The 24,417-nt window shown below is 37.8% G+C and carries 20 protein-coding genes and 1 tRNA gene; 14 read left to right on the top strand and 7 right to left on the bottom strand.

Annotation, left to right across the window (positions count from 1 at the left end; all coding sequences use genetic code 11):
• Nucleotides 1-81: 81 nt before the first annotated feature.
• Both F0365_RS03580 and F0365_RS03575 read right to left on the bottom strand, forming a co-directional pair.
• Entirely contained in the window at nt 82-708 is a 627-nt protein-coding gene (locus tag F0365_RS03580; RefSeq protein WP_169932435.1) for a polysaccharide deacetylase family protein, read from the bottom strand.
• A 2-nt stretch (nt 709-710) separates the two neighbouring features.
• Nucleotides 711-4,109: a DUF2723 domain-containing protein gene (locus F0365_RS03575; RefSeq protein ID WP_169932434.1), complete on the bottom strand. Its 3,399-nt coding sequence runs from the start codon at nt 4,107-4,109 to the stop codon at nt 711-713.
• Nucleotides 4,110-4,461: 352 nt separating this feature from the next.
• On the opposite strand from F0365_RS03575, the gene F0365_RS03570 reads away from it, so the two are divergent.
• From F0365_RS03570 to F0365_RS03540, 6 genes are all read left to right on the top strand, one after another.
• Nucleotides 4,462-4,532: transfer RNA gene (locus F0365_RS03570), tRNA-Gln, on the top strand.
• Between the two features lie 310 nt (nt 4,533-4,842).
• Nucleotides 4,843-5,283 carry a hypothetical protein gene (locus tag F0365_RS03565; protein WP_169932433.1) on the top strand — a complete coding sequence of 147 codons (441 nt, stop codon included), beginning with the start codon at nt 4,843-4,845 and terminating at the stop codon, nt 5,281-5,283.
• 146 nt (nt 5,284-5,429) lie between these two features.
• Nucleotides 5,430-5,873, top strand: a complete 444-nt coding sequence (locus F0365_RS03560) for a hypothetical protein (RefSeq protein ID WP_169932432.1) — start codon at nt 5,430-5,432, stop codon at nt 5,871-5,873.
• A gap of 545 nt (nt 5,874-6,418) precedes the next feature.
• Nucleotides 6,419-7,006 carry a DoxX-like family protein gene (locus F0365_RS03555; protein ID WP_169932431.1) on the top strand — a complete coding sequence of 196 codons (588 nt, stop codon included), beginning with the start codon at nt 6,419-6,421 and terminating at the stop codon, nt 7,004-7,006.
• The gene (locus F0365_RS03550) at nt 7,003-7,686 is read left to right on the top strand and encodes a DUF4166 domain-containing protein (RefSeq protein WP_169932430.1); all 684 of its coding nucleotides are present in this window, start codon (nt 7,003-7,005) and stop codon (nt 7,684-7,686) included. The genes F0365_RS03555 and F0365_RS03550 overlap by 4 nt, the downstream gene beginning before the upstream one ends.
• 1,314 nt (nt 7,687-9,000) lie before the next feature.
• Nucleotides 9,001-9,747 (top strand): hypothetical protein, encoded by a 747-nt coding sequence (locus F0365_RS03540; protein ID WP_169932428.1) that lies wholly within the window; start codon nt 9,001-9,003, stop codon nt 9,745-9,747.
• 302 nt (nt 9,748-10,049) lie between these two features.
• On the opposite strand, the gene F0365_RS03535 is transcribed toward F0365_RS03540, so the two are convergent.
• The 4 genes from F0365_RS03535 to F0365_RS03525 all read right to left on the bottom strand — a co-directional run bounded on the left by F0365_RS03535 (nt 10,050) and on the right by F0365_RS03525 (nt 11,860).
• Nucleotides 10,050-10,487, bottom strand: a complete 438-nt coding sequence (locus tag F0365_RS03535) for a hypothetical protein (protein WP_169932427.1) — start codon at nt 10,485-10,487, stop codon at nt 10,050-10,052.
• A gap of 21 nt (nt 10,488-10,508) precedes the next feature.
• Nucleotides 10,509-10,709 carry a hypothetical protein gene (locus tag F0365_RS03530; RefSeq protein ID WP_169932426.1) on the bottom strand — a complete coding sequence of 67 codons (201 nt, stop codon included), beginning with the start codon at nt 10,707-10,709 and terminating at the stop codon, nt 10,509-10,511.
• A 310-nt stretch (nt 10,710-11,019) separates the two neighbouring features.
• On the bottom strand, nt 11,020-11,247 hold the full coding sequence (locus F0365_RS16725; RefSeq protein WP_317169837.1) for a universal stress protein: 228 nt from the start codon (nt 11,245-11,247) through the stop codon (nt 11,020-11,022).
• Nucleotides 11,192-11,860, bottom strand: coding sequence for a universal stress protein (locus tag F0365_RS03525; protein ID WP_317169836.1), 669 nt, complete (start codon nt 11,858-11,860; stop codon nt 11,192-11,194). The genes F0365_RS16725 and F0365_RS03525 overlap by 56 nt, the downstream gene beginning before the upstream one ends.
• A gap of 147 nt (nt 11,861-12,007) precedes the next feature.
• Between F0365_RS03525 and rimP the strand changes: the two genes are divergently transcribed.
• From rimP to infB, 3 genes are read left to right on the top strand one after another with little or no spacing between them, the layout of a single operon-like run.
• Nucleotides 12,008-12,475: a ribosome assembly cofactor RimP gene (rimP, locus tag F0365_RS03520; RefSeq protein ID WP_169932425.1), complete on the top strand. Its 468-nt coding sequence runs from the start codon at nt 12,008-12,010 to the stop codon at nt 12,473-12,475.
• Nucleotides 12,476-12,483: 8 nt separating this feature from the next.
• Complete coding sequence (gene nusA, locus F0365_RS03515) at nt 12,484-13,716, top strand: transcription termination factor NusA (RefSeq protein WP_169932424.1); 1,233 nt, start codon at nt 12,484-12,486, stop codon at nt 13,714-13,716.
• A gap of 32 nt (nt 13,717-13,748) precedes the next feature.
• Nucleotides 13,749-16,652 (top strand): translation initiation factor IF-2, encoded by a 2,904-nt coding sequence (gene infB, locus F0365_RS03510; protein ID WP_169932423.1) that lies wholly within the window; start codon nt 13,749-13,751, stop codon nt 16,650-16,652.
• Nucleotides 16,653-16,720: 68 nt separating this feature from the next.
• Here infB and F0365_RS03505 read toward each other — a convergent pair whose 3' ends face one another.
• On the bottom strand, nt 16,721-17,089 hold the full coding sequence (locus F0365_RS03505; RefSeq protein WP_240961868.1) for a translation initiation factor IF-2: 369 nt from the start codon (nt 17,087-17,089) through the stop codon (nt 16,721-16,723).
• Nucleotides 17,090-17,278: 189 nt separating this feature from the next.
• On the opposite strand from F0365_RS03505, the gene F0365_RS03500 reads away from it, so the two are divergent.
• Genes F0365_RS03500 through F0365_RS03480 form a run of 5 tightly spaced genes read left to right on the top strand, consistent with a single transcriptional unit; the run spans nt 17,279 to nt 24,416 of the window.
• Complete coding sequence (locus tag F0365_RS03500; protein ID WP_169932422.1) at nt 17,279-18,625, top strand: c-type cytochrome; 1,347 nt, start codon at nt 17,279-17,281, stop codon at nt 18,623-18,625.
• A gap of 20 nt (nt 18,626-18,645) precedes the next feature.
• Complete coding sequence (locus tag F0365_RS03495) at nt 18,646-21,714, top strand: TAT-variant-translocated molybdopterin oxidoreductase (RefSeq protein WP_169932421.1); 3,069 nt, start codon at nt 18,646-18,648, stop codon at nt 21,712-21,714.
• 27 nt (nt 21,715-21,741) lie between these two features.
• A complete protein-coding gene (gene nrfD / locus F0365_RS03490; protein ID WP_169932420.1) occupies nt 21,742-23,178 on the top strand; it encodes an NrfD/PsrC family molybdoenzyme membrane anchor subunit in 1,437 nt (478 codons plus the stop codon).
• Between the two features lie 12 nt (nt 23,179-23,190).
• On the top strand, nt 23,191-23,724 hold the full coding sequence (locus F0365_RS03485; protein ID WP_169932419.1) for a DUF3341 domain-containing protein: 534 nt from the start codon (nt 23,191-23,193) through the stop codon (nt 23,722-23,724).
• Nucleotides 23,724-24,416, top strand: coding sequence for a c-type cytochrome (locus tag F0365_RS03480; protein ID WP_169932418.1), 693 nt, complete (start codon nt 23,724-23,726; stop codon nt 24,414-24,416). The genes F0365_RS03485 and F0365_RS03480 overlap by 1 nt, the downstream gene beginning before the upstream one ends.
• Nucleotide 24,417: the final 1 nt, after the last annotated feature.

Here is a 24,417-nt window from a genome sequence, read left to right as displayed (position 1 = left end):
CTGTAGGACTCCATAAGCAGGACCGACCCCCATTATATAAAACGCTTTGATCGCATAGGCGCTTATCTATTTGATGCGAAGCTAAGATCCAGAGATAACCCTACTGGTCCATCCATATTCTTTTAGGAATTCTAAGTACGTGGGTAAGATCTCTTCCAGCTGTTTCAAACACTTTTCACTATCATGAAAGACAATAACACTGCCGTTACGAGTATTCTTTTTAAGAGCCTTTAAACAAGAGTCTGAAGTTCTACTGGGATCAAAATCTCCTGAAAGAACATCCCAAAGAATGATCTGATAACCTTTTTCTTTTAAGCCTGTAGCAACTTTATCAGTTATGCGGCCATAAGGTGGTCTAAACAGGCTGGAGTTAACCAGTTGAGAACAATACTCCACATTGTTGAGGTATGCGTCTTTACGAGCGGTCCAAGCGTTTAAATGATGGAAGGTATGATTTCCCACACGATGACCTTTTTCTTGTATCCGATCATAGATTTCAGGGTTTTTAGCTACTTGATCTCCTATACAGAAAAACGTCGCCTGAAACTGGTGTTTTGCAAGTTGGCTCAAGACAAAGTCCGTTGCCTCTGGAGTGGGGCCATCATCAAAAGTAAGGTAGACATTTTTATGTTCCCGATCGCCATGCCAGTGGTAACTAGGAAAAAGGTTAGAAAACCAATCTGGAACACAATCTGGATACCACCCCATCTTTATTCAACCGTATCTGTAGGAATATCTTCTCTTACCGTTGTGACATTATCAACCGCATTATCAAGTAGGTCTCTCAACTCTGTTGCTGCAGCAGAATCGGGAAAGACGCCTTCTATGTTTTCGCCGTTTTTACTGATGTAATAGGCATCATTTAAATACCTGATGAAAGGTTTAAAGTATTCGTTATAGGTAGCTACATGCTTATCGATCATTTTTTGATCATTATAGAAAACAGGTACTTCAGTGATAGAGTTGTATCTAACAACTGCTTGTTGTATACGCGAGTAATTAACTTCTTGCTCAGCGAGTGTTAAAGCGTTGTAGTGATCCAATTCATCTTGGTATTTTAAAATGATCTTGTTCAATAAGTCTCTTGCTTTGTCTTTTCTGTCCAATTCATAATAGCCAGACACAAATGGTTCTAGCATGGAGTAGTTCCCATAATATTCTAAAGGCATGTGTTCCATTCCCAGATCTAAAAGTTCTTCAGCCTTTTTAAATTGACCGTCTTTTGCTAAAGCTTCAGATGCTCGTGCAATATTACTTCGGTAGCCCACACTGTTGCGTCTGGTTTCTACATCGTGATAAATAGTTGCTGAGCCACTATTACCCCATTCCCAATTTTTAATCACTTGATAGGCATAATCAGGATCTATTCTTCCCATATCAAATGGATCACGCCCATCTTCTGGAGTATATTTTATAGGGATCAATCGGTAGGCACAACCATCGAGTTGTAAATACTCCTTCATCCATATATAATCCTCATCACCGAAGGCGCCACCAGAGAAATAAATAGGGCGTTCCCAGTTGTTAGCATTGATAATGTCCAGCATGAACATTCTGTTTTTATAGATCACGTCGTCCTTTATATTGATGACTATTTCATCTACAATTCTATCAGCATCCTTTTGTAGTACGACACCATTTCTAAGAACTGCTTCTTTATTAACAGGTATGGTAATAGATCTTGTAGGGAAGGTATGCTCAAAGTGTTCATTACGCATTTGCTCCTGTGTGACTTTTTTATCACTGGCTACCCATTCCATCCATTCATCTAACTTCATGGTGTCAGGAAACATATAGGTAGCATCTTGAGTCAAGTCTCGCATGCGCTGCTGTATGCGTTCTTTGTCTGCATAGTACAAGGCATCGCGGGTTCCAAACTTGTATTTGCTATGGGTAAGCGTAGAAGGAACAGGTTCACTATCCCAAGCTTTCTTTTTCATATCGTCCATGTACCAGTCGGTACTTAATAGGGAGGTACACACGACACGCACATCAGTGCGGTAACCTTCCACTTCTTGTGCATACCACAATGGGAAAGTGTCGTTATCTCCTATGGTAAAGATCAAGGCATTAGGCAAGCAGCTGTCCAGGTATTTTTTGGCACTAGCGAGAGCGGTGTATTTGTCAGATCTATCGTGATCGTCCCAGTTTTGATATCCCATAAGTAGGGGTGCAGCGGCAAAACAAGCCGTTAAGGAAAGTACCTGTGCGAGTCTTGATTTCATGACATCGCACAGCATTTCATAAATCGCATAAACACCCATTCCTATCCACATGCTAAATACTAAAAAGGATCCTACATATGCATAATCTCGTTCTCTTACTTGAAACATTGCCTGGTTGAGGTATACGATGATGGCCAGCCCGGTAAAAAGAAACAAGGCTAAAGTCACATAAAAAGATTTCAAATCTTTACGTGCGTGAAAAACAGCTCCTAAGATTCCTAAAATAAGCGGTAAGAAGAAGTAGGTATTGCGGCTTTTATTATTCAGCATGTCATCACTTAGTTCGTCTTGTGTTCCCAGTCTCCATTCATCAATAAAACCTATACCGCTGAGCCAGTTGCCGTCATAGGAATCCCATTCTCCTTGCACATCGTTTTGTCTACCTGTAAAATTCCACATAAAGTAACGCATGTACATATAACTGATCTGGTAGTTAGCCATGTACTTCATGTCATTTACAAAACTAGGTTTATCTATATCTACAGCATCACGTAAGGAAACCAGGACATCTATATATTCTTTTATATCTATAGTACCGCGTTGCAACCTGCGCTCATAATCATCGAGCACCGACAAGAGTTCTTGGTTGTTTTTATATTGTTCTTTTACCGTATACTCCAGACCACCCATAAATTCTATATAGTTAGTGGCTCGGGAAGGGTCTGTCATGCGAGGGAAAAATCCTTTATGACGGTCGTTGGTATTAGGTATTGCATCTTTATAATTATTAACGATAACGTATTTACCCAAAGTGTAATCTTTTTCATACTTCGGCTTTTCATCTTTAAAGGCCTCGTTATCTTCTGTGTCGGGATCATCAGGATTGTATCCAGCATACATATCTGTAAAGGACTCACCGTAAAATAACCCAGGGGATGGGTACTGCTCCCTATTGTAATAAGCCAGTAGGGCACGCGCATCGTTAGGGGCATTCTCGTTGATAGGTGTTCCTGCGTTTGCTCTTATAGGCAACATGGTCCACGAAGAAAATCCTACTAAAACAAACATGATGCACAGCGTGATGGTGTTGAGGAGTGGTTTGTTACGCTTTCGCGAAAGCGAGATTAAAAAAGCAAATAATCCAATAATAAGTAATAGGGCGATAATGGTTCCTGAGTTAAAAGGAAGACCGATATCGTTGACAAAAAACACTTCTAAATAACCAAAAATACTGAGGGTGTAGGGAAGCAATAATTTAAAAACAAAAAGCAATACGGCAATAACGGCAACATTTGCCACGATAAAGTTGAAAAGGGTGATTTTCTTATAATGCTTAAAGTACCAAAGCAATCCTATAGCAGGAATGGTAAGAATCCCCATAAAGTGAATCCCGAAAGAAAGTCCTACGACAAAAGAAATAAGAATAAGCCAGCGGTCGCCACGTGGTAATAACATGTCGCGTTCCCACAACAAGCCTATGTAAAACAGGACACTCATCAACAGGGCAGCTGGCGCATAGACTTCTGCTTCTACTGCGTTGTACCAAAAGCTGTCCGTTACTGCAAAGGCAAGAGCGCCTACTGCCGCAGCTCCTAAAACCATGATATCATTTGCTTTATCCTTTAAAATATGTCTTTTTAACAAAAGGGTGAGCGACCAAAACATGAATAGAATCGTAAACGCACTAGAGAATACGGCTAGAAGGTTAACGGTATAGGCAATATCTGTAGCTTCCAACGCAAATATGGAAAAAACAGCACCCATCATTTGGTAAAGTGGAGCTCCTGGTGGGTGTCCTACTTCTAGTTTGGAAGAGGTAGCGATGTATTCACCGGCATCCCAGTAACTCACTGTAGGCTCTACCGTACTCCAAAAAACGAATAATGCTATGGCAAAGACAGCCCAGCCTATGATTTTATTTAATTGTGCGTAGTTGAATTTCATAGTTGTGATTAACTCTGGCGAAAATAAGATTTTATGACCTTACTATACATATAATACGAGGTATGATCTGAATTTATTGGATTAAAACACTGCTTTTTTTTATTCTGCTTCGTTTAAAGAATAGGTTGTGGCAGGTGTTTTTCCTTCACCCTAGCTTGCCATGATCACTTTTATAAACGCAAAATAGGGGGTTAGCGTATGTGATGGAGCCGTGATTTCATAAAAAGGTTCAGGTTGCTTATGGTTTTAGGGCTGATGAGAGCTGGATTTTTGGCTAAAAAAAGACTCCTTATAAATTTATACGATTTTTATTTGCTGAAATTGAGAATTGTTATAAATTTGCGACCGATTTTGTCCCATGGTGTAATGGTAACACTCCGGTTTTTGGTATCGTCATTCTAGGTTCGAGTCCTAGTGGGACAACTGATACAAACCCTTAACAAGCTATATAATAGCGAGTTAAGGGTTTTTTGTTTTACGATAGTACCAACTTGTGTACGAACATTACAAGTTGGTATGCTATTAAAACCCCTGACAGTGCCTTTTTTTACTTAGGAAAGTACGTCTAAGAATAAAGAATACCTTTTTAATTTGCAGTGGGGGATAGGGGAAGCTGCTGTATAAAGCATCCTTAAAACTGGTAAAGTATCATCAAACATGCGTTTATCCGGAGATTTTTAAGGGATATCTATTATATTTGAGTTGATATAACTAGTTGTAAGCAAGCTGAAAAATGAAAAAACTGACAGTAATGATTTTAACATCATTTTGTATTTTTGGTTGCACGGAAATGAATCGAACTGAAAATTTACTTGCCAAAGTTGATAGTTTAAAAATTAAGAATGATTCTTTAAACAAAATATGGACTGAAAAGAAACCTGAATCAAATTATTGGTTCGATGCGGCATATGACGGAGAAAAATTTATTGAAAGCGGAATTACCAAACCAGCGGAATTTATCGAAAAAAATCTTCGTGAAAAAACTGAATTGATTCCTTTACAAGCAGTTTTGGGCGGAACAATGACTTTCGGAAATATTCAACTTTTAAGCAAAGAATGGTTAATAGCAGACTTTGATGATGGACACGTTCAAGGAAGAGCAATTTATAAATACAAATTAAATAAAAAAGGACAATTGGAATTTGAATTACTGAATTCAATCGGATCTGAATAAAAAAAAGCCAGCTTACAGCTGTGTATAATTAATGGCTAGTTCTCGCCTACTTACGAAAATCCTCGCAGATTTTCTATTTGGTTTGTATTTGCTAAATTAGGTTCTTAAACACGCAACAAACCACATACAACAACGTACTACACCATTTGAAAAAAACATTCGTAATTATATTAACCTTAATTGGATTTGTAACTTTTGGACGAGAGAATAAACTTGACCGAATTAGAAATGAAATTAATTTACCAAGTTCAAAAGAGCTGCTCATTGGCAAATGGGTTTTTGTTAAGGCTGTTGATACTTTAGGTAATGAATTCAGAACGGAGGTTGTAAGTAAACCTATGACCGTAAGTATCATAATGTCTGATATCCAAATTAATAACGATTATACATTTCACGAATCACTTCGAATAGATCCTGAAAATATTTATAGAGGAACCTGGAAGATAAAAAATGATAATGAAATTCAATATAAGCGAGAAACGATTGCTGAAAATTCCAATACAGGATATACAACTGACGTTATAATAGAATTAACCAATCAGATAATGATAGTTCAAAACGAATCAAACTGTAAATATATATATATATGAAGGCTGCGGAATAAAAACGGTGTAGAACAACGTATGTGGCTTATAGCTAATTAGTTGAATAATAGAAGTTAAGGTATGTTTGCGAGTCTGCCAAATTTTTAAATTTGACTAATTGCCAAAAACAAAATAATAAGAAATGCGCCGTGGCGATCGGCTTGTGTATCATCCGAAAAGTTAGCATTTATTTATACGCTACATTTTATATACGAGACGTTATAGGGCATTTAAAAAAAACGACACTGTAATTTGAAAAGACGACCATTATATATTGAAACCAAAATAAAAAGTGACTTAAACACCTTGTGGACAAAAACACAAGAACCTTCCCTTCATCAACAATGGGATTTACGGTTTTCCGAAATAACATATGTATCAAAAGATGACCCGACCGAGCCACAAAAATTGGTTTTGGCATTAATGTAAATGGTATTGGAGAAAGTGTTGCAACTAAAACCAAAGACAATGGTGACAGTACCTCTGTTTTAAAGTTTTCATCTGACAACAACATTTCAATAATAAAACAAGGTTCAGGATATTGGAAATATGTGCCTGAAACGGACGGAATTAAATTCTTTACAGGTTATGATTACGAAACCCGTTGGGGACTTTTAGGCGAAATAATTGACAAAATCATTTTCAGACCATTAATGATTTGGGCAACCGCTTGGAGTTTTGATTGCCTTAAAAATTGGATAGAAAAAGGATGTCACCCAAAACAAGCCATCAAAGCACAATTATCGGTTTTGTTAGTAAATATTTCTCTTGGTATTGTATGGATTTATCAAGGACTAATTCCAAAATTGCTTTTCACTGACACAGGAGAATTAGAAATTTTAAGGCAATTAGAACTGTTTAGTGGTTACGAAAAAACTATTCTGACATTGATTGGAATAGTTGAAATCATTTTCGGATTTATATTAATTTTTATTCACAAGAAATCAATTCACTATCTGAATATTTTTGGTTTGCTACTTCTTGCTATGGGAGCAGTTTCTAGCAGTGTGATGATTTTTACACTTCCCTTTAATCCATTCTCATTAAATATTTCAATGATTACCCTTTCAATAATTGCATTACTGAATTTCAGATTTTTGCCAAAGGCGTCTAATTGTATAACTAATCCAAAGAAATGAGTTCAATATATCAGCAGGTTCTAGGTTCTAACTTTCAAAAACTTCACCCTCAAATTCAAAAGCGTTTTGGGTTTGACAGCAATGATAAAATTGCCTCAATTGGAAAAGGACTTATGCAAAACGTATGGTACGGAAAACCCTATACACTACCATTTCTATACATCGGGACTTGGAGAAACATAATGTTTCCACAAAAAGGAAAAGACATTCCTTTTACTATTGAGAATTTTGCATACAAAGACAAGTTTGGAAGAGAAACCGTTACTTGGGTTCGTAAGTATCAATTCCCCAAACGTGAAAGGAGGTTTGATGCAACGATGATTTATAGCGAGCAAAGAAAACGAATTGTGGACTACTTGGGAACGCATCAGCATCTTGCAGTCGATATTGAAATGACAGTTGCAGAAAACGGTGGAATAAAACTTCGCTCAGGAGAACAGCGATTTTATGAAGGTTTTTTAGGCTTTAAATTTCCAATGCTGTTTTCAGGGGAAGCAAATGTTTGTGAGTGGTATGACGATAAAGAGCAAAAATTTAAAATATCGGTTGTAGTAAGTAATAAAACTTGGGGGAACTTATTCGGCTACGAAGGAACATTTGAAACTGAATATATTTCTGTAAATTCACTTACGGACATTCCAAAAGACGTACTGCCAATAAGAGAAGAAATTCGGGAATAGAATCAAATTAGGAAGAAAAAACGCCCTAAAGCAAAGTATAAAAATAATAGGGCAATTGTCACTTAGACCAATGGTAAAAACGCTTTTACGAGGTCGCTACATTTTAAGATTTGGCTTTTGGAGAAAAAAAGACCTGCCTGACGGCAGGTAATAAGAAATCCGCAGTGGCGCACGGCTCGTGTATAATTCAAAAGTTAGCTTCTATTTAAATGCTATGTTTCATATACGGAGACGTTTTTTTGGATTATGAACAACGCAGACAGCGACCATTTTACCATATATAAAAAGCTTCAGTTTATAAAAATAAATAAAGGAAACCCGTTAGCAACAGTATAAATGTATTAAAAGACAGCCCAAACAAACGGTTATATAATATAAAAACATTAGATGTTATGAAATGCGATAATGACCATACTAGATTCAATTACTTCAAGTTATTAAAATCCTTTTGGATGGGCTATGAAAATATGAAATGTGAACAATGCAATACAACATTTGAACACAAGCTATTTAATAGATTTCTAGCAGGACTGATTAGTGGGGTTTCCATTTTAGTTAGTGTTCTAATTTTTGAAGAGCAATCGGTAGTAATATCTATGATGGCATTTATACTTACTGCACTCCTGTTTTCATTATTCACATCCTTTGTGATGAGGTTTAAACGATTACAATAGCAGGAAAATCATATTATTATTTTTAATAATTGGCCTTTGGTCTAGTGGCCAAACTCCAAATATGGTAGGCTACCATGAAATATCTATTAACGGAAGTGATATTAAATCCACGGAGAGTGATTTAATAACAACTTTTGGAAAACCGAACTCGATATCTCAACCAGGTATAGATGCTGGAGCTTTATCTACTGAATGGAATGGCGTCAAGGTAATCTTGTAGTAATGGGACGGAATAAAAATTCATTCTGTTGATGGAATTTTAGAAATAGGAGAGATAGAATAACGAAAAGTGAATACGTTAATAAAAACACCTCAAATAATGATTGACAAATTCACAACACTGTCAGAATTGTAAAAGGCATTCCCGAGCTCCTATAAGATTTAGGAAGAAAAACATAAAAAATATAACTCTAAAATCTTTCGTATTTGGCCGAATGAATTCAGTGATAGCAAATTTCAAATTAGTATTGAAAATGGAAAAATAACAGGGTTCCAGCTCTATCATCCTTGTTGATAAATGAAGGCCAAATGCTTAAATATCAAAAACAAGAGTCGGTTAAAATTTAATTTATCTATTAATATAACTTAAATTTGCACAATAAAATATCCTTTACAAAACCTTTAAACTACCACCTATATTTTGAAGAATTTAATAATGTTCAGTCTTGCCTGTATGATTGGAACAGCAGCTTTTTCCCAAGTAGGAGTAAATACAGCTAGCCCACAAACTACCTTAGATATTACTGCCGAAAATACCGATGCGACTACCGCTGAGGGTATTATTGCTCCTAGATTAACTGGGGACCAAATAAAAGGTAAGGATGCTAAATATACAGTGGCACAAACCGGTGCTTTTGTATATGTAACTGCAGCAGTTACCGGAACACCAGCAGGAAAAACTGTTAATATTACAACGACAGGCTATTATTATTTTGATGGAAGTCTTTGGCAGAATGTAGCTAAGACAGCCGTTGTTTTTACAGCCTCTTTAGGATCTGGAAGTGGATCCGTTACTAGTGCAACAGTTGCACAAAATGGTTTCAATACGGTTCCATTACCCAATATTACCAGAAATTTAGGTGGTGGAACTTGGACCGCGAGCAACAACACTTATAGAGTTCCTATTAGCGGCACTTATATTATAAAATCCAGTATCAGATTGGTGGACAATAGTGCTTCCCGAAATGTTTTTCAAGCAGTGGGCACTACAAATGCAGATATCCCTGATGGTATTTGGCAGACTAATCCAAGTGGTGCTCAGAGATGGACCATGCTGTATACAAGACTCGCTTATTTTAACGAAGGAGATTTACTCCGATTGTACATGTTTTCTGATGGTACGGTCGCTAATTTGTCTGACGCGTCTTTGAATATTGCTTTATTGTAAAACTAAAAGGAGCTCAGTTGGACCAAGTAAGGATATCAATTAAAGTTCTCAACTATTTTATTACAAGCAAAATACATATACCTACCTTCTTGTCTTCCCCTATCAAAAGGGAAAATAAAGAAGGTTACACGTCACTACTCTGTATACTTATTACCTAATGGATTCGGCATCGCTTTGATAAGCGCAGTTGGGGAACATTTCTTGAAATTTTATCCTGATGTCACTTTACCATAAAGGCATGCTGAATTTATACCACACACTATGGTGATTCTTCCAAAATATTAAATGTTGGGAATGAAATTTTAAACGCTGCGATCAATAATAACCATGCTGTACCGGTCCAGAGTTGCTCTACAAATACCGTTTCTACCTTGGTGTTTTTTAGTTTTGAAAAACACATAGTACTCATCTACCTCGTCCACTTTGGGGTGATCATTCTGTTGCTTCGTCTTGCGGTGTTCTAAATGCTTTATAAGTAATTTTTGATAGTGTTTTATAGGAGGCATTCCTTCTAGTCGATTTTCTCTAAAAGTAAGAAGAGGATCTTTCCTTTTATCTGCAACTCTGTGGAACCAGATATAATTTCTTTTAGGAGTAATGATACTTCCGAGCCATTCTATGGCTTTCAATTCAGGGATCTCCTTATACAGTAAGGAAGAAACAGTATCATTCACCCCATAAATTAAATGTTCATAGCCTAATACATAATCGTCATTTTCTTTCAATCCGGTCCATCGCATGCGATTATTAATTAATGCAGCTTAATGCATGTGTGGCTTCACCATCTCAGAGAGAATATAAAGCCGGCCATTTGTTTCTCCGTAAAGTTCAAAATCATTAAAAAAGGTGGATAGCGCTCCATACTTTTTATTAATGCTGTCCACATTAAATATTAAGTAGGACAAAACCACTCTTATATTTTCTTTATCGGTATAATGTATAGAAATGTTTGACTCGTTCATCAAGTATAGTTTTTAAGATTATACGTCAAGAAAGTATGACAAACAGAGAGAGAATCATTTGTTTTTACAGTTGCCCGTATGCTAAACCTCCGTGGCTTTTGTGCTCGGTTGGCACCCATAAAATGCGTTCTTTATACGGTGTCAAAGTTGCTGTTTTATTTAAATAGGATCATAAAAGCTTTGAAATTTTAAAAAGCAGGCTTGTTAAGAGGTGTTCTTTTATGCGGTGTTATTGATAAGTGCTGTAAAATAGGTACGTTGATTAGGAGTTGTTTTTATCTCGCTTTCGCGAAAGCGGGAGCATTCAAATTTACTTGATCCTAAAAGTAATCACAGGCAAGCTGGAGTGATTCACCACGTCTTCACTAACGCTGCCGTTGAAAAAATGAGACAAGCCTTTACGACCGTGATTTGCCATTCCGATAATATCACCTTTTACATCCTTAGTGTAGTTAAAAACACCTTCTTCTACAGAATTGTCGTTATATATGGTGTAATCGGTCGGTCGTACATTGACATTTTTTAAATACTCGGCCACCTTTGCCTCCGCTTCTCTGGTGCTCAAAAAATTGGAAGGGGTATTTACATAAAGAAGGTGTATTTACATAAAGAAGGTGTAGGTTGCATTTTGTTTTTTTTGCAAACGCGCTTGCCTCTTTCAAAGCGCTGGTAGCATTAGGGTCTAAATCTGTTGCGAAAACAAAATCATTGACATCTAATTTCTTTTTCCTGTCTTTTACAACGAGAACTGGAACTTCAGAGTTGCGCACTACTTTTTCTGCATTAGAGCCTATAAAAAGATTGCGCATTCCTTCAGTCCCATGACTTCCCATTACAATTAGGTCTGCATTATGACGTTTTACGGTGTTCATGATACCACTAAAAGCGGCTCCAGTTTCAACATCTCCATGAATAGTAATGCCCTGTAAGTAGTCTGCTTTTAGAAGATTGTCAAACTTTTCTTTTGCAAGTTTCATAAAAAACACGGCCTCTGGGAGGTTAGAACTTGCGTTATTTGCTAAATGTAAGGGTAAATCCAGCTGGTGAAGTAAAAATATTTCTCCGTTATTTTCACGTATAATATCAGCCGCAACCCTTAATGCGTTTTCTGCCTGAATTGAAAAGTCTGTAGGTACAATAATCTTCTTCATAATGGTGGTTTTGAATTACTTAAAGGTACAAAAAAATATAACTTTAGCATGCTGTTTTTTAAGCCTTTGGAAATACTTAAAAAATTAGTATATTTGCCAAGTATTTAAACAAACACGAGGGGACTAAAGTCCCCTCTTTTTATAAATATGTTGAAAGAAAAAGTAGAAAAATTATTAAAAGAGGCGTTTGAAGAGCGTGCAGATTTATTTTTGATTGATTTCAAAATGGGTGCTGGTAACGAGATCAAGGTCATTATTGATGGAGATGATGGTGTTAAACTGTCAGACTGTATGTTTTTTTCGAGAGCAGTAGAACATAATTTAGATAGAGAAGAATATGATTTTTCTATTGAAGTTTTAAGTGCCGGTGCTTCCTCTCCTTTGAGTTTTCCACGACAGTTTATTAAAAACTTGGGTAGAGATATTCAAATCGTGGATAGAGAAAAAAGAACTGAAACAGGTCTTTTAAAGCTAGCAAATGAGGAGGGTATAACCATTGTATGGAAGGCTCGAGAACCTAAGCCTATAGGTAAAGGGAAAGTTACTGTTGAAAAAGAGTGGGCTTTGAAATATGAAGACATTAAGCAAGCAAAAGTTGTTATAAAATTTAATTAAAAAGTAATATGGAAAATCTCGCATTGATCGAGTCTTTTTCTGAGTTTAAAGATGATAAAATGATAGATCGTGTCACGTTGATGGCGATCTTAGAAGATGTTTTTAGAGCCGCTTTGAAAAGAAAGTACGGTGAAGACGACAATTTTGATATTATTATCAATCCAGACAAAGGAGATTTAGAGATCTGGCGTAACCGAGTTGTTGTTGCAGATGACGAAGTGGAAGATGATAACTCTGAAATATCACTGACAGAAGCTCAGAAAATTGAGCCGGATTACGAGGTAGGTGAAGACGTTGCAGAAGAAGTGAAGTTGATACAACTAGGTCGTCGCGCTATTCTAGCATTGAGACAGAATCTTATAGCTAAGATTCATGAACACGACAATACCAATATCTTTAAACATTTTAAAGAATTAGAGGGAGAGCTTTACAGCGCAGAAGTACACCACATAAGACACAGAGCTATTATCTTATTAGATGATGACGGCAATGAGATCATTATGCCAAAAGACAGACAGATCCCATCTGACTTCTTTAGAAAGGGTGAGAATGTACGCGGTATTATTGAAAGCGTAGAGTTAAGAGGTAACAAACCTAATATTATTCTTTCAAGAACATCTCCTAAGTTTTTAGAGAAATTGTTTGAACAGGAAATTCCAGAAGTTTTTGACGGAGTTATTTCTATAAAAGCAGTAGTAAGAGAACCAGGTGAGAAGGCCAAAGTAGCTGTAGATAGTTATGATGATCGTATCGATCCAGTAGGAGCTTGCGTAGGTGTTAAAGGTTCTCGTATTCACGGTATTGTTCGTGAATTAGGAAATGAAAACATCGATGTAATTAATTACACAACGAATATGCAGTTGTACATTGCGAGAGCTTTGAGTCCTGCCAAGATAACTTCCATTACCATCAACGAAGAGACTAAAAAAGCTGAAGTTCGCTTGAGCCCTGAAGAAGTTTCTAAGGCCATAGGTCGTAGAGGTCACAATATTAGATTAGCTGGTAAATTAACTGGTTATGATATAGACGTGATTAGAGAAGGCGGTGAAGAAGACGTGGAATTAACGGAGTTTACTGATGTAATCGACGGATGGGTTATTGAAGAATTAAGTAAGATAGGACTGGACACTGCCAGAAGTGTCCTAGAGCAAGACGTTGCCGACTTAATAAAACGTACAGATCTCGAGGAGGAAACCGTATTAGACGTGGTTAGAATCCTGAGAGCAGAATTTGAAGATTAGATTAGAAATTAAAGTCAATCCTGAACCATTTTATGGCTGAAGTAAAAAACATGAGACTCAACAAAGTTCTAAGAGAATTTAATATCTCTTTAGACCGTGCTGTGGAGCATCTTAATTCCAAAGGAATAGAGATAGAGGCCCGCCCTACCACAAAAATAGACGGCAGCGTCTATCAAGCGCTTGCTGATGAGTTTCAAACTGATAAAAGCAAAAAAGTCGCCTCAAAGGAAGTAGGTGCTGAACGTCGCAAGGAACAAGAAGAATTGCGAATGCAGCGAGAAAAAGAACTTGAGGATAAACAGAAAAGACAAGAGATTATAAAAGCTAAGGCTTCTCTTGATGGTCCTAAACAGGTGGGTAAAGTAGATCTCAATGCTGGTAAAAAAGCAGAGAAAACTACAGAACAACCTGAGAAAACCGTAGAACCTGTTAAAGAAACTACTGCAATAGTAGAGAAAGCTTCTAAGGTACCTGAGCCAGTAGAAAAGGAGCAACCTAAAGGAACCGATCAGGTTTCTAATAGGCCTAAGTCTACAGGAACTACCATTAAAGGTAAAATAGATCTCAGTGCCAATAAATCATCTAGGCCCAAGGCTAGGAAAAAAGAAGAGGCACCTAAGAAGACGGAAAAAGAAACTCCAAAGGCCGCTGAACCGGTAAAAGAAGTTAAAAAGTCAGAAGAAACTATAGCTAAAGTGGCGTCAAAAGAAGCTGCTCCAAAAGAAGCTGCTCCAAAAGAAACGGCTCCTAATGAAGCTGCTGTTAAAATAGTTTCTGAAAATCCAGAATCTGAGGTAATTAAGACAGAGTATAAAAAACTTGGTGGTCTTAAAGTTACTGGAGAAAAAATCGACCTTTCACAATTTGCAAAGCCTAAGAAGAAGGCTGCAGATACCAATAGAGGTAAACGTAAACGTATTTCGAAGCCAGGTGCTCCTGGCGGAGGCGGTGCTCCTGGAAAGCGTCCTAGTAACCCAAGACGTGGTGCGCCGAGTAGTGGACCTGCTCGCAAGAACATTGTCAAAGAAGAGCCTACTGATGAAGAAATTCAGAAGCAGGTAAGAGAGACTCTTGAAAAACTTCAAGGTAAATCTTCCAAGTCGAAAGCAGCGCGTTATCGTAGAGATAAAAGAGATAGTCACCGTGATAAGGTGGATGCTGCAGAGCAAGCACAAGCCGAGGATAAAACCTTACAAGTAACAGAATTTGTTACTGTTAGTGACTTATCTATCATGATGGACGTACCAGTTAACAAAGTTATTGGTGCGTGTATGTCTCTTGGAATGATGGTGACCATGAATCAAAGGCTAGATGCAGAAACGATGTCTATCGTAGCTGACGAATTTGGTTTTGAAGTAGAGTTTGTAAATGCAGACATTGAAGAAAGCATTGCAGAGTTAGTGGATAGTGAAGAGGATTTAGTAACACGAGCTCCTATTGTGACTGTAATGGGTCACGTAGATCACGGTAAAACTTCCCTTTTAGATTATATAAGAAAAGAAAATGTAATCGCCGGAGAAAGTGGTGGTATTACGCAGCACATTGGTGCTTATGGAGTACAGCTAGAAAATGGTCAGAAGATTGCATTTCTAGATACACCAGGTCACGAAGCCTTTACGGCGATGCGTGCACGTGGTGCCCAACTTACAGACATCGCTATTATTGTCGCTGCGGCAGATGATGATATCATGCCTCAAACTAAAGAAGCAATTTCGCATGCACAAGCAGCGGGAGTTCCTATAGTTTTTGCCATCAACAAGATTGATAAGCCAGATGCTAATCCAGAAAAGATCAAAGAAAGTCTTGCTCAGATGAACTTATTGGTAGAAGATTGGGGAGGAAAAATACAATCTCATGATATTTCTGCTAAAGTAGGTACTGGTGTTAAAGAATTACTTGAAAAAGTGTTGCTTGAAGCAGAGTTACTTGACTTGAAAGCCAACCCTAATAAAGCAGCCTCTGGAACAGTGGTGGAAGCATTCTTAGACAAAGGTCGAGGATATGTATCTACGATTTTAGTACAAGCGGGAACTCTAAGAGTAGGAGATTACCTTCTTGCAGGTCCTAGACATGGTAAGATAAAAGCAATGCAGGATGAACGTGGAAACGAGGTTCTGGCAGCAGGACCAGCAACACCAGTATCCGTACTAGGTCTTGACGGTGCCCCACAAGCAGGTGATAAGTTCAATGTGTTTGAAGATGAACGTGAAGCAAAATCTATTGCTGCAAGACGTACACAACTTCAACGAGAACAATCTGTTCGTACACAGAAAACATTATCTCTTGATGAAATTGGTCGACGTATCGCATTAGGAGACTTTAAAGAATTGAACCTAATTCTTAAAGGTGATGTTGACGGTTCTGTCGAAGCTTTAACAGATTCGTTCCAGAAATTATCTACTGAAGAAATCCAAATAAATATCATACACAGAGGTGTAGGTGCTATTACAGAAACTGATGTGTTACTTGCGACGGCCTCTAATGCTATAATAATTGGATTTAATGTACGCCCTCAAGGGAATGCACGAGTAGTTGCCGATAGAGAAGAAGTAGATATACGTACTTATTCTATTATCTATGACGCAATCAATGATCTTAAAGATGCGATGGAAGGAATGCTTTCTCCAGAGCTTAAAGAAGAGATTACAGGTAATGCTGAAGTAAGACAAACCTTTAAAATATCTAAAATTGGTACCATCGCAGGTTGTATGGTAACAGATGGTAAGATATTTAGAAACGGTGGTGTAAGACTTATCAGAGACGGAGTAGTTATACATACAGGTGAACTGGTTGCCCTTAAACGTTTCAAAGACGACGTTAAAGAAGTGGCAAAAGGCTATGAATGTGGTATACAAATAAAGAACTACAACGAGTTACAAGAAGGGGATATTATGGAATCCTTTAGAGAAGTAGAAGTTAAAAAGACCTTAAAGTAATAAGAGTCTGTTATACAAAAAAGCGTCTTCATGAGAATGAAGACGCTTTTTTTATGCGATTGTTTTTGTTAAGGTTTTAAAATAAAGGCGTCTTTATAGTCCTCCTTTATATTAAGTAGGGCGCGATCTGCTTCTAATCTGCTTCGGTAAGTGCCAACCCAGATCTTGTGGTAAGGAGATTCCCATTTTAACTCAGCCTTCCAAGGGAGGTTTAAGGCGTCATAGTTTTCTTTAGTAGTGATCGCTTTATCACGATCTCCATAAAATAATTGTATGGTAAATCTATCTTTAAAATCTCCCGAGCGGTCCATTGCTATTTTAGTAGATATAAGCTGGTCGATTCTTTGCTTGTTTACGGGTTGAGATTCTTGTGCAATTACCTGAAATGCAACTGTGAACAAGGCTAAAGTTAGGAGTAGTGTTGATGGGTTCTTCATAGACATAGTAAGTGTTTTGTAGAATATCTTGCTAAAGCAGGAATTCTATTTAGAATAATTATAAATTATTTTCTTCGTTTATAAGGAGCAAAAATAAACGTTTTATGACCTATTTTTGCACCAGCATTTACGATACGGTAAAATACCGTAATTATTGTGTCAAAGTTATTGTAATATTCATTAAAGAAGATGATAAATAGGAAATTACATTTTTCCGCATGGCAGTTTTTGCTGGCGTTTGTTTTCGTAACACTTAATTCTTTAAGTGTATACGGACAGCAAGACGTTACCACCTCAGATGGTGAGCCTGCGGTACCTGTAGAAGCAGCCGGTGGAGCTGACGCAACAAAGGGAGAAGAACTCTTCAAAGCTAATTGTGCCTCATGCCACAAATTGTACAAAAAACAAGTTGGACCTGCTTTATATGGCGTTTCTCAGAAGTACGAAAAGGAGTGGTTGTACAAGTGGATCACAAACTCTGCCGAATTCATAGCTAGTGGAGATGCGCAAGCTATTGCTATCTACAACGAGTACAATCAATCTAATATGAATGCTTTTCCACAGCTTTCAACAGTAGATATTGATAATATTCTCGCTTACACAGATACCGAAAAGCCTGTTCCTACTATTGCAGTTGCTGGTGCAGATGGAGCAGCGGTTGCTGGATCGGGAGATAACTCAATGACCAACAACCTTATTTTAGGAGCACTTGCACTTGTATTGTTATTGTTGGTAGTTCTTCTTATCGTAGTAAATAAAACATTAAATAGATTTGCTGAAGCAAATGGAATTCAGACAGAATTTGAAGTTGATACGGAAGAGCGCACTCCTATATGGAAAGCTTTTGTACAAAATCAATTTTTGGTTTTAGTTACTGCCGTATTTCTATTATTAGCTAGTGCTTATTTTGGTTACGGTGCTTTGATGAGCGTGGGGATTGATCAAGGTTATGCGCCAGTGCAACCTATTCATTACTCTCATAGGATTCATGCTGGTACAAGCCAGATTGAGTGTAAGTATTGTCACTCTAGCGCTCGTGAATCGAAGCATTCAGGAATTCCTTCCCTTAACGTTTGTATGAACTGTCATAAATCTATAGCAGAAGTGGCACAGACTACGTACCAAGAAGGAATGGATGAGTACGGAATAGATTATAATAAAGAAATTGAAAAGTTATATGCTGCAACCGGTTGGGATACAGACGAACAAGCATTTGTAGGGGAAGAGCAGCCAGTGAGATGGGTGCGTATTCACAATTTGCCTGATCTTGCTTATTTCAATCATGCACAACATGTAACAGTAGGTAAAATAGACTGTCAAACATGTCACGGTCCTGTAGAAGAAATGGAAGTGATGTACCAATATTCACCATTAACAATGGGATGGTGTATCAACTGTCACCGGGAGACTAACGTAGATCTTCAGGGGAATGGTTATTATGAAAAAATTCACAAAGAACTTTCTGAAGCTCGTGGCGGTCGTCAACTGACTATCGCAGATTTAGGAGGACTTGAATGTGGTAAATGCCACTACTAATAAAATAGTTATAGAAATTTATGGCTACTACTAAAAAATACTGGAAAAGTACTGCGCAACTAGATGAAAGCAACGAGATGGTAAAAGATCTTGAGCAGAATGAGTTTGCGAGCGCTATTCCTACTGACGAGTTTTTAGGAAACGATCAGGCGATGGAGGAATCAAACACTTCACGTCGTGACTTCTTAAAATATGTGGGATTTTCAACAGCTGCAGCATCGCTGGCAGCATGTGAAGGTCCTGTCATCTACTCGGTACCTTATGTCAACCAACCGGAGCAAATTATTCCTGGTATGGCTAACTATTATGCAACTACCATTGCAAATGGTTACGATTATGCAAGTGTTTTGGTTAAAACTCGTGAAGGTCGTCCGATTAAAATAGAAAGCAATAGAGATGCTGCTTTTAGGGGTCATGCAAATGCCCGCGTACATGCGTCTGTGTTGTCTTTATATGATAACAACCGTTTAAAAGCTCCAATGATTAAAGGAGTGGAGGCTACTTGGGAAGAACTTGATCAACAAGTTGCGGCTCAATTAGCTCAATTAAATGGCAAAGAATTAGTCGTGCTTGCACAAACTTATGCAAGTCCATCGATGTCCAAAATCATATCGGAGCTAAAGGATACCTATAGCAATGTACGTGTTGTTACTTATGATACCATTAGTGAAGATGGTGCGTTAAATGCTTTTGAAGCCAAATACGGCAAAAGAGCTCTTGCAGATTATGATTTTACAAATGCAGAAACTATAGTTTCTGTAGGTGCTGATTTTGTAGGTGACTGGCAAGGTGGTGGATTTGACAAAGGTTACGCAAAATCTCGGGTACCTAAGAATGGTAAGATGTCTCATCATATTCAATATGAGGCAAACTTGACTCTTTCAGGGGCAAATGCAGATAGGCGTTACCCAGTTACTCCTACAGAGCAAAAGCATATACTTGCTGCGCTTTATAGTAAGGTTGTTGGTGGTGGAGCAAACGTTTCATTATCTGATAAAGTGGCTAAATCTGTTGAGCAAACGGCTATAAGCTTAAAAAGAGCTGGTAAAAATGGAGTGCTTCTATGTGGGATTCCAGATCAAGCAGCACAACAGTTGACGATTGCTATAAATGAAGCTTTAAATTCTTCTATTAGTGATACCGTAGCACCTATAATGACTCGTCAAGGTAATCGTAAATCAGTAGATCAGTTAGTGAGTGATATGAGCGCTGGTAAAGTGGGTGCCATTTTTATTGCTGGTGTAGATCCTTTATACAGTTATGATGATAGTGACGCTTTCGCGAAAGCTTTAGATAAAGTAGCTCTTACCGTATCATTTGCTTCTTCTATGAATGCAACAGCTGCAAAAGTAGATTATGTTGCAACTACTCCGCATTTCTTAGAGTCTTGGGCTGATACAGAAATAAAAAAAGGTCATGTGTTCTTAACACAGCCTACTATAAATACTATATTTAAGACACGTCAATTACAAGAGACCTTATTAAAATGGTCTGGTAATGAGCAGTCTTACAAGGATTACTTAAAAGAAACAACTAGTTCTACTGGAGCGAGTTGGAACCAGTCCTTACAAGACGGTTTTTATAAAAAAACTGCTTCTGATGTAAATATTACAGAAGATGAAGCAGTGAATGAAATGAGTAATGCCTCCGCATTAAATGCTTTGGCAAACGCCAAAAAATCTTCTGGATACGAACTTACTTTATATACCAAAACAGGACTGGGTGACGGTACCATGGCAAACAACCCGTGGTTACAAGAATTGCCAGATCCTATCACAAGAACAACTTGGGACAACTACGTTACTATTTCGCAAGCAGATGCTGAGGCGGTAGGTGTTGTCAATGAGAATGTTGCTAACGGTGCCCTAGATGGTACTCAGGTAGTAGTAACTTTAGACGGTGTAGAAAGAAAGTTTCCTGCTCTTATTCAACCAGGTCAGGCTGCTGGAACGATAGGGATTGCCCTAGGTTATGGTCAGACTGCTGCAATTCAAGAAGAAATGCAAACTGGTGTAAATGCATATCCTTTCTATAAGAACGGTGTTGCTGTACAAGCGGTTACTGTTAAAGATGCTGGTGGTAACCATCAGTTTGCTTGTACACAATTGCAAAATACCATGATGGGTCGCGATATAATTCGCGAAACTGATTTGGCTACTTATAGAACAGGAAATAAGGATAACTTTAATCCAATGCCTGAGGTTTCTTTGAACCACATTGAAACTCCAGTAACTTCTCCAGATGTTGATCTTTGGGAAAGTTTTGATAGATCGGTAGGGCATCATTTTAATATGTCTATCGACCTAAACTCCTGTACTGGTTGTGGTGCCTGTGTGATAGCTTGTCATGCAGAGAATAATGTGCCAGTCGTGGGTAAACAAGAAGTAAGAAAATCTCGTGATATGCACTGGTTGCGTATTGATAGGTATTATTCCTCTACTGATAGTTTTGAGGCTGATGAGGATAAGAAAGATGGTTTTGATGGATTATTTGGAGACAATGGGTCATTAGGAGGTTTTGGAGAGTTGGAGATTCCAGCAGATAATCCAGAGGTGTCTTTTATGCCAGTAATGTGTCAGCATTGTAATCACGCACCATGTGAGACAGTATGTCCAGTAGCAGCATCTTCCCATGGTCGTCAAGGTCAGAATCATATGGCTTATAACCGTTGTGTAGGTACTCGCTATTGTGCTAACAACTGTCCTTATAAAGTGCGCCGTTTCAACTGGTTCCTTTACAACGGGAATGATGAGTTTGATTACCACATGAATAATGATTTAGGTCGTATGGTGATCAACCCAGATGTTACGGTAAGAAGTCGTGGGGTAATGGAGAAATGTTCTCTTTGTATCCAAATGACTCAAATGACTATTCTTGAAGCTAAGAAGGATGGTCGCATGATTAAAGATGGAGAATTTGCTACGGCCTGTTCTAATGCTTGTTCTAATGGAGCTATTACCTTTGGTGATATCAACGACAAGGAATCGGAGATCTTTCAAGTAAAACAACAAGATCGTATGTATCACCTGTTAGAAGAAGTGGGAACTGAACCTAACGTGATGTATCAGGTTAAAGTGAGAAATATATAATTAACTAGGAAAACTAATCAAGACATTATGGCTCATTATGAAGCGTCCATAAGAAGACCTCTCGTTACAGGAGATAAAACATATTCTGATGTAACAAGAGACATTGCAGCGCCTGTAGAAGGTGAGGCAAGTAAGCAGTGGTGGATTGTTTTTACAATCGCTCTCATTGCCTTTCTTTATGGAATAGGATGTATTACTTATACGATCTCAACTGGTATCGGTGTTTGGGGGTTGAACAAGACCATAGGTTGGGCTTGGGATATTACTAACTTCGTATGGTGGGTAGGTATAGGTCACGCAGGGACACTTATTTCTGCGGTACTATTATTATTTCGTCAGAAATGGAGAATGGCAATCAACCGCTCTGCAGAGGCGATGACTATTTTTTCTGTAATTCAAGCAGGTTTGTTTCCCATTATTCACATGGGTCGTCCATGGTTGGCTTACTGGGTATTGCCTATTCCAAATCAATTTGGTTCTTTGTGGGTAAACTTTAACTCACCGCTCCTTTGGGATGTATTTGCAATTTCTACTTATCTATCCGTATCATTAGTATTTTGGTGGACTGGTTTGCTTCCTGATTTTGCAATGATCAGGGACAGGGCAATTACGCCATTTAATAAGAAGATTTACGGAATTCTTTCTTTTGGTTGGTCTGGTCGCGCAAAGGATTGGCAACGTTTTGAAGAGGTTTCTTTGGTGCTTGCAGGATTAGCAACACCATTAGTACTTTCAGTTCACACGATTGTATCTTTTGACTTTGCAACCTCAGTAATACCAGGTTGGCATACAACTATTTTCCCCCCTTATTTTGTTGCAGGGGCTGTTTTTTCTGGATTTGCGATGGTAAACACGTTGCTCATCATTATGAGAAAAGTAGTGAGTCTTGAAAACTATATCACTATACAGCACATTGAGTTGATGAATATTGTAATCATGATTACGGGATCTATAGTAGGTGTTGCTTATATTACAGAGTTGTTTGTTGCTTGGTATTCTGGAGTAGAATACGAGCAGTATGCTTTCTTGAACAGAGCCACTGGGCCTTACTGGTGGGCCTATTGGTCGATGATGACCTGTAATGTAATTTCTCCGCAATTCATGTGGTTCAAGAAATTAAGAACCAGTATCATGTTTTCTTTTGCGATTTCTATTGTGGTAAATATAGGTATGTGGTTTGAGCGTTTTGTAATTATTGTTACATCACTACACAGGGATTATCTTCCATCTTCATGGACTATGTTTTCTCCAACTTTTGTAGATATAGGTATCTTTATTGGTACTATAGGATTCTTCTTTGTGCTTTTCTTATTGTACTCAAGAACTTTCCCAGTTATCGCACAAGCAGAGGTGAAGTCGATCTTAAAAGTTAGTGGGAGTAAGTACAAGAAATTAAGAGAAAATAAAATGACGTCTAATGAAGGGACTTCTTCGGGAGATCCTATCGCACATCCTGGCGAGTAGAACTAAGATATTATGTCAACAAAAATGATACACGCTTTATATACTGACGATGATGTTTTGCTGAGTGCAGTAAAGCAGGTTAGAGATAAGCATTACCATATCGAAGAGGTGTTCACACCTTTTCCAGTTCATGGTCTTGAAAAAGCTATGGGAATTGCAGACACGCGTCTAGCGATAAGCGCTTTCTTGTATGGAATAGTTGGTTTATGTGTTGCTACGGCAATGATGAACTACATGATGATAGAAGACTGGCCTCAAGATATAGGAGGAAAACCTAGTTTTTCTTATTTACAAAATTTACCAGCTTTTGTACCTATTATGTTTGAGTTGACGGTATTTTTTGCAGCTCACTTAATGGTAATTACTTTTTATATGAGAAGTAGGTTATGGCCATTTAAAAAAGCAGAAAATCCCGACGTAAGAACTACAGACGATCATTTTCTTATGGAAATAGATACTCACGGAGCCGATGAAGAAGAAGTTACAAAGTTTCTTTACGACACTGGTGCTGTAGAGATAAAATTAATTGACAAAGAAGCACTCTAATGAATAGATTATTAAAAACGTTCTTTTTTGCTTTAGCTGCTTTGCTTATTGTCTCCTGTGGTGGAGATTCTAAGTCCGTGGCAACAGGTACAAATAGAAGTGTACAATACTTCCCGAATATGTACGAGTCTGTAGGTTATGAAACTTATCAAGAAGGGGAAATATTCCCAGGAAATTTGGAAGCGCAATCCCCAGTGAAAGGATCTGTTTCTCGTGGATGGTTGCCGTATGATTATGAAGATAATAATGATGGTTACGCTTCCGCTAAAGCGAACTTAAAAAACCCACTCCTTTACACAGAGGCAAATTTGGAAATTGGAGCTGAGTTGTATAATATTTATTGTGCGATCTGTCATGGGACAAAGGGGAATGGGAAAGGTCATTTAGTGACTACTGAAAAAATTCTCGGTGTTCCTAGTTATGATGCACGTGAGATTTCACAAGGTTCTATATATCACGTGATGTATTACGGAATCAACTATATGGGATCTTATGCTTCTCAGACTTCTATTGAAGAAAGATGGCAGATAGCGCAACACGTAGATGCACTCACTAGAGATTTAAAAGGACAGCCTCGTCAAGAGTTTGTAACAGTAAATGATGAAATTAATGTTTCTGATCTTATTATCGACGATAGTCAAGAAGGTGATCAACACTCTACAGAAATAGAAACAACAACTGAAGGCCATTAAG

The organism is Nonlabens sp. Ci31 (genome assembly GCF_012974865.1).
Lineage (GTDB): Bacteria > Bacteroidota > Bacteroidia > Flavobacteriales > Flavobacteriaceae > Nonlabens.
This window is presented reverse-complemented; position numbering and strand designations above follow the sequence as displayed.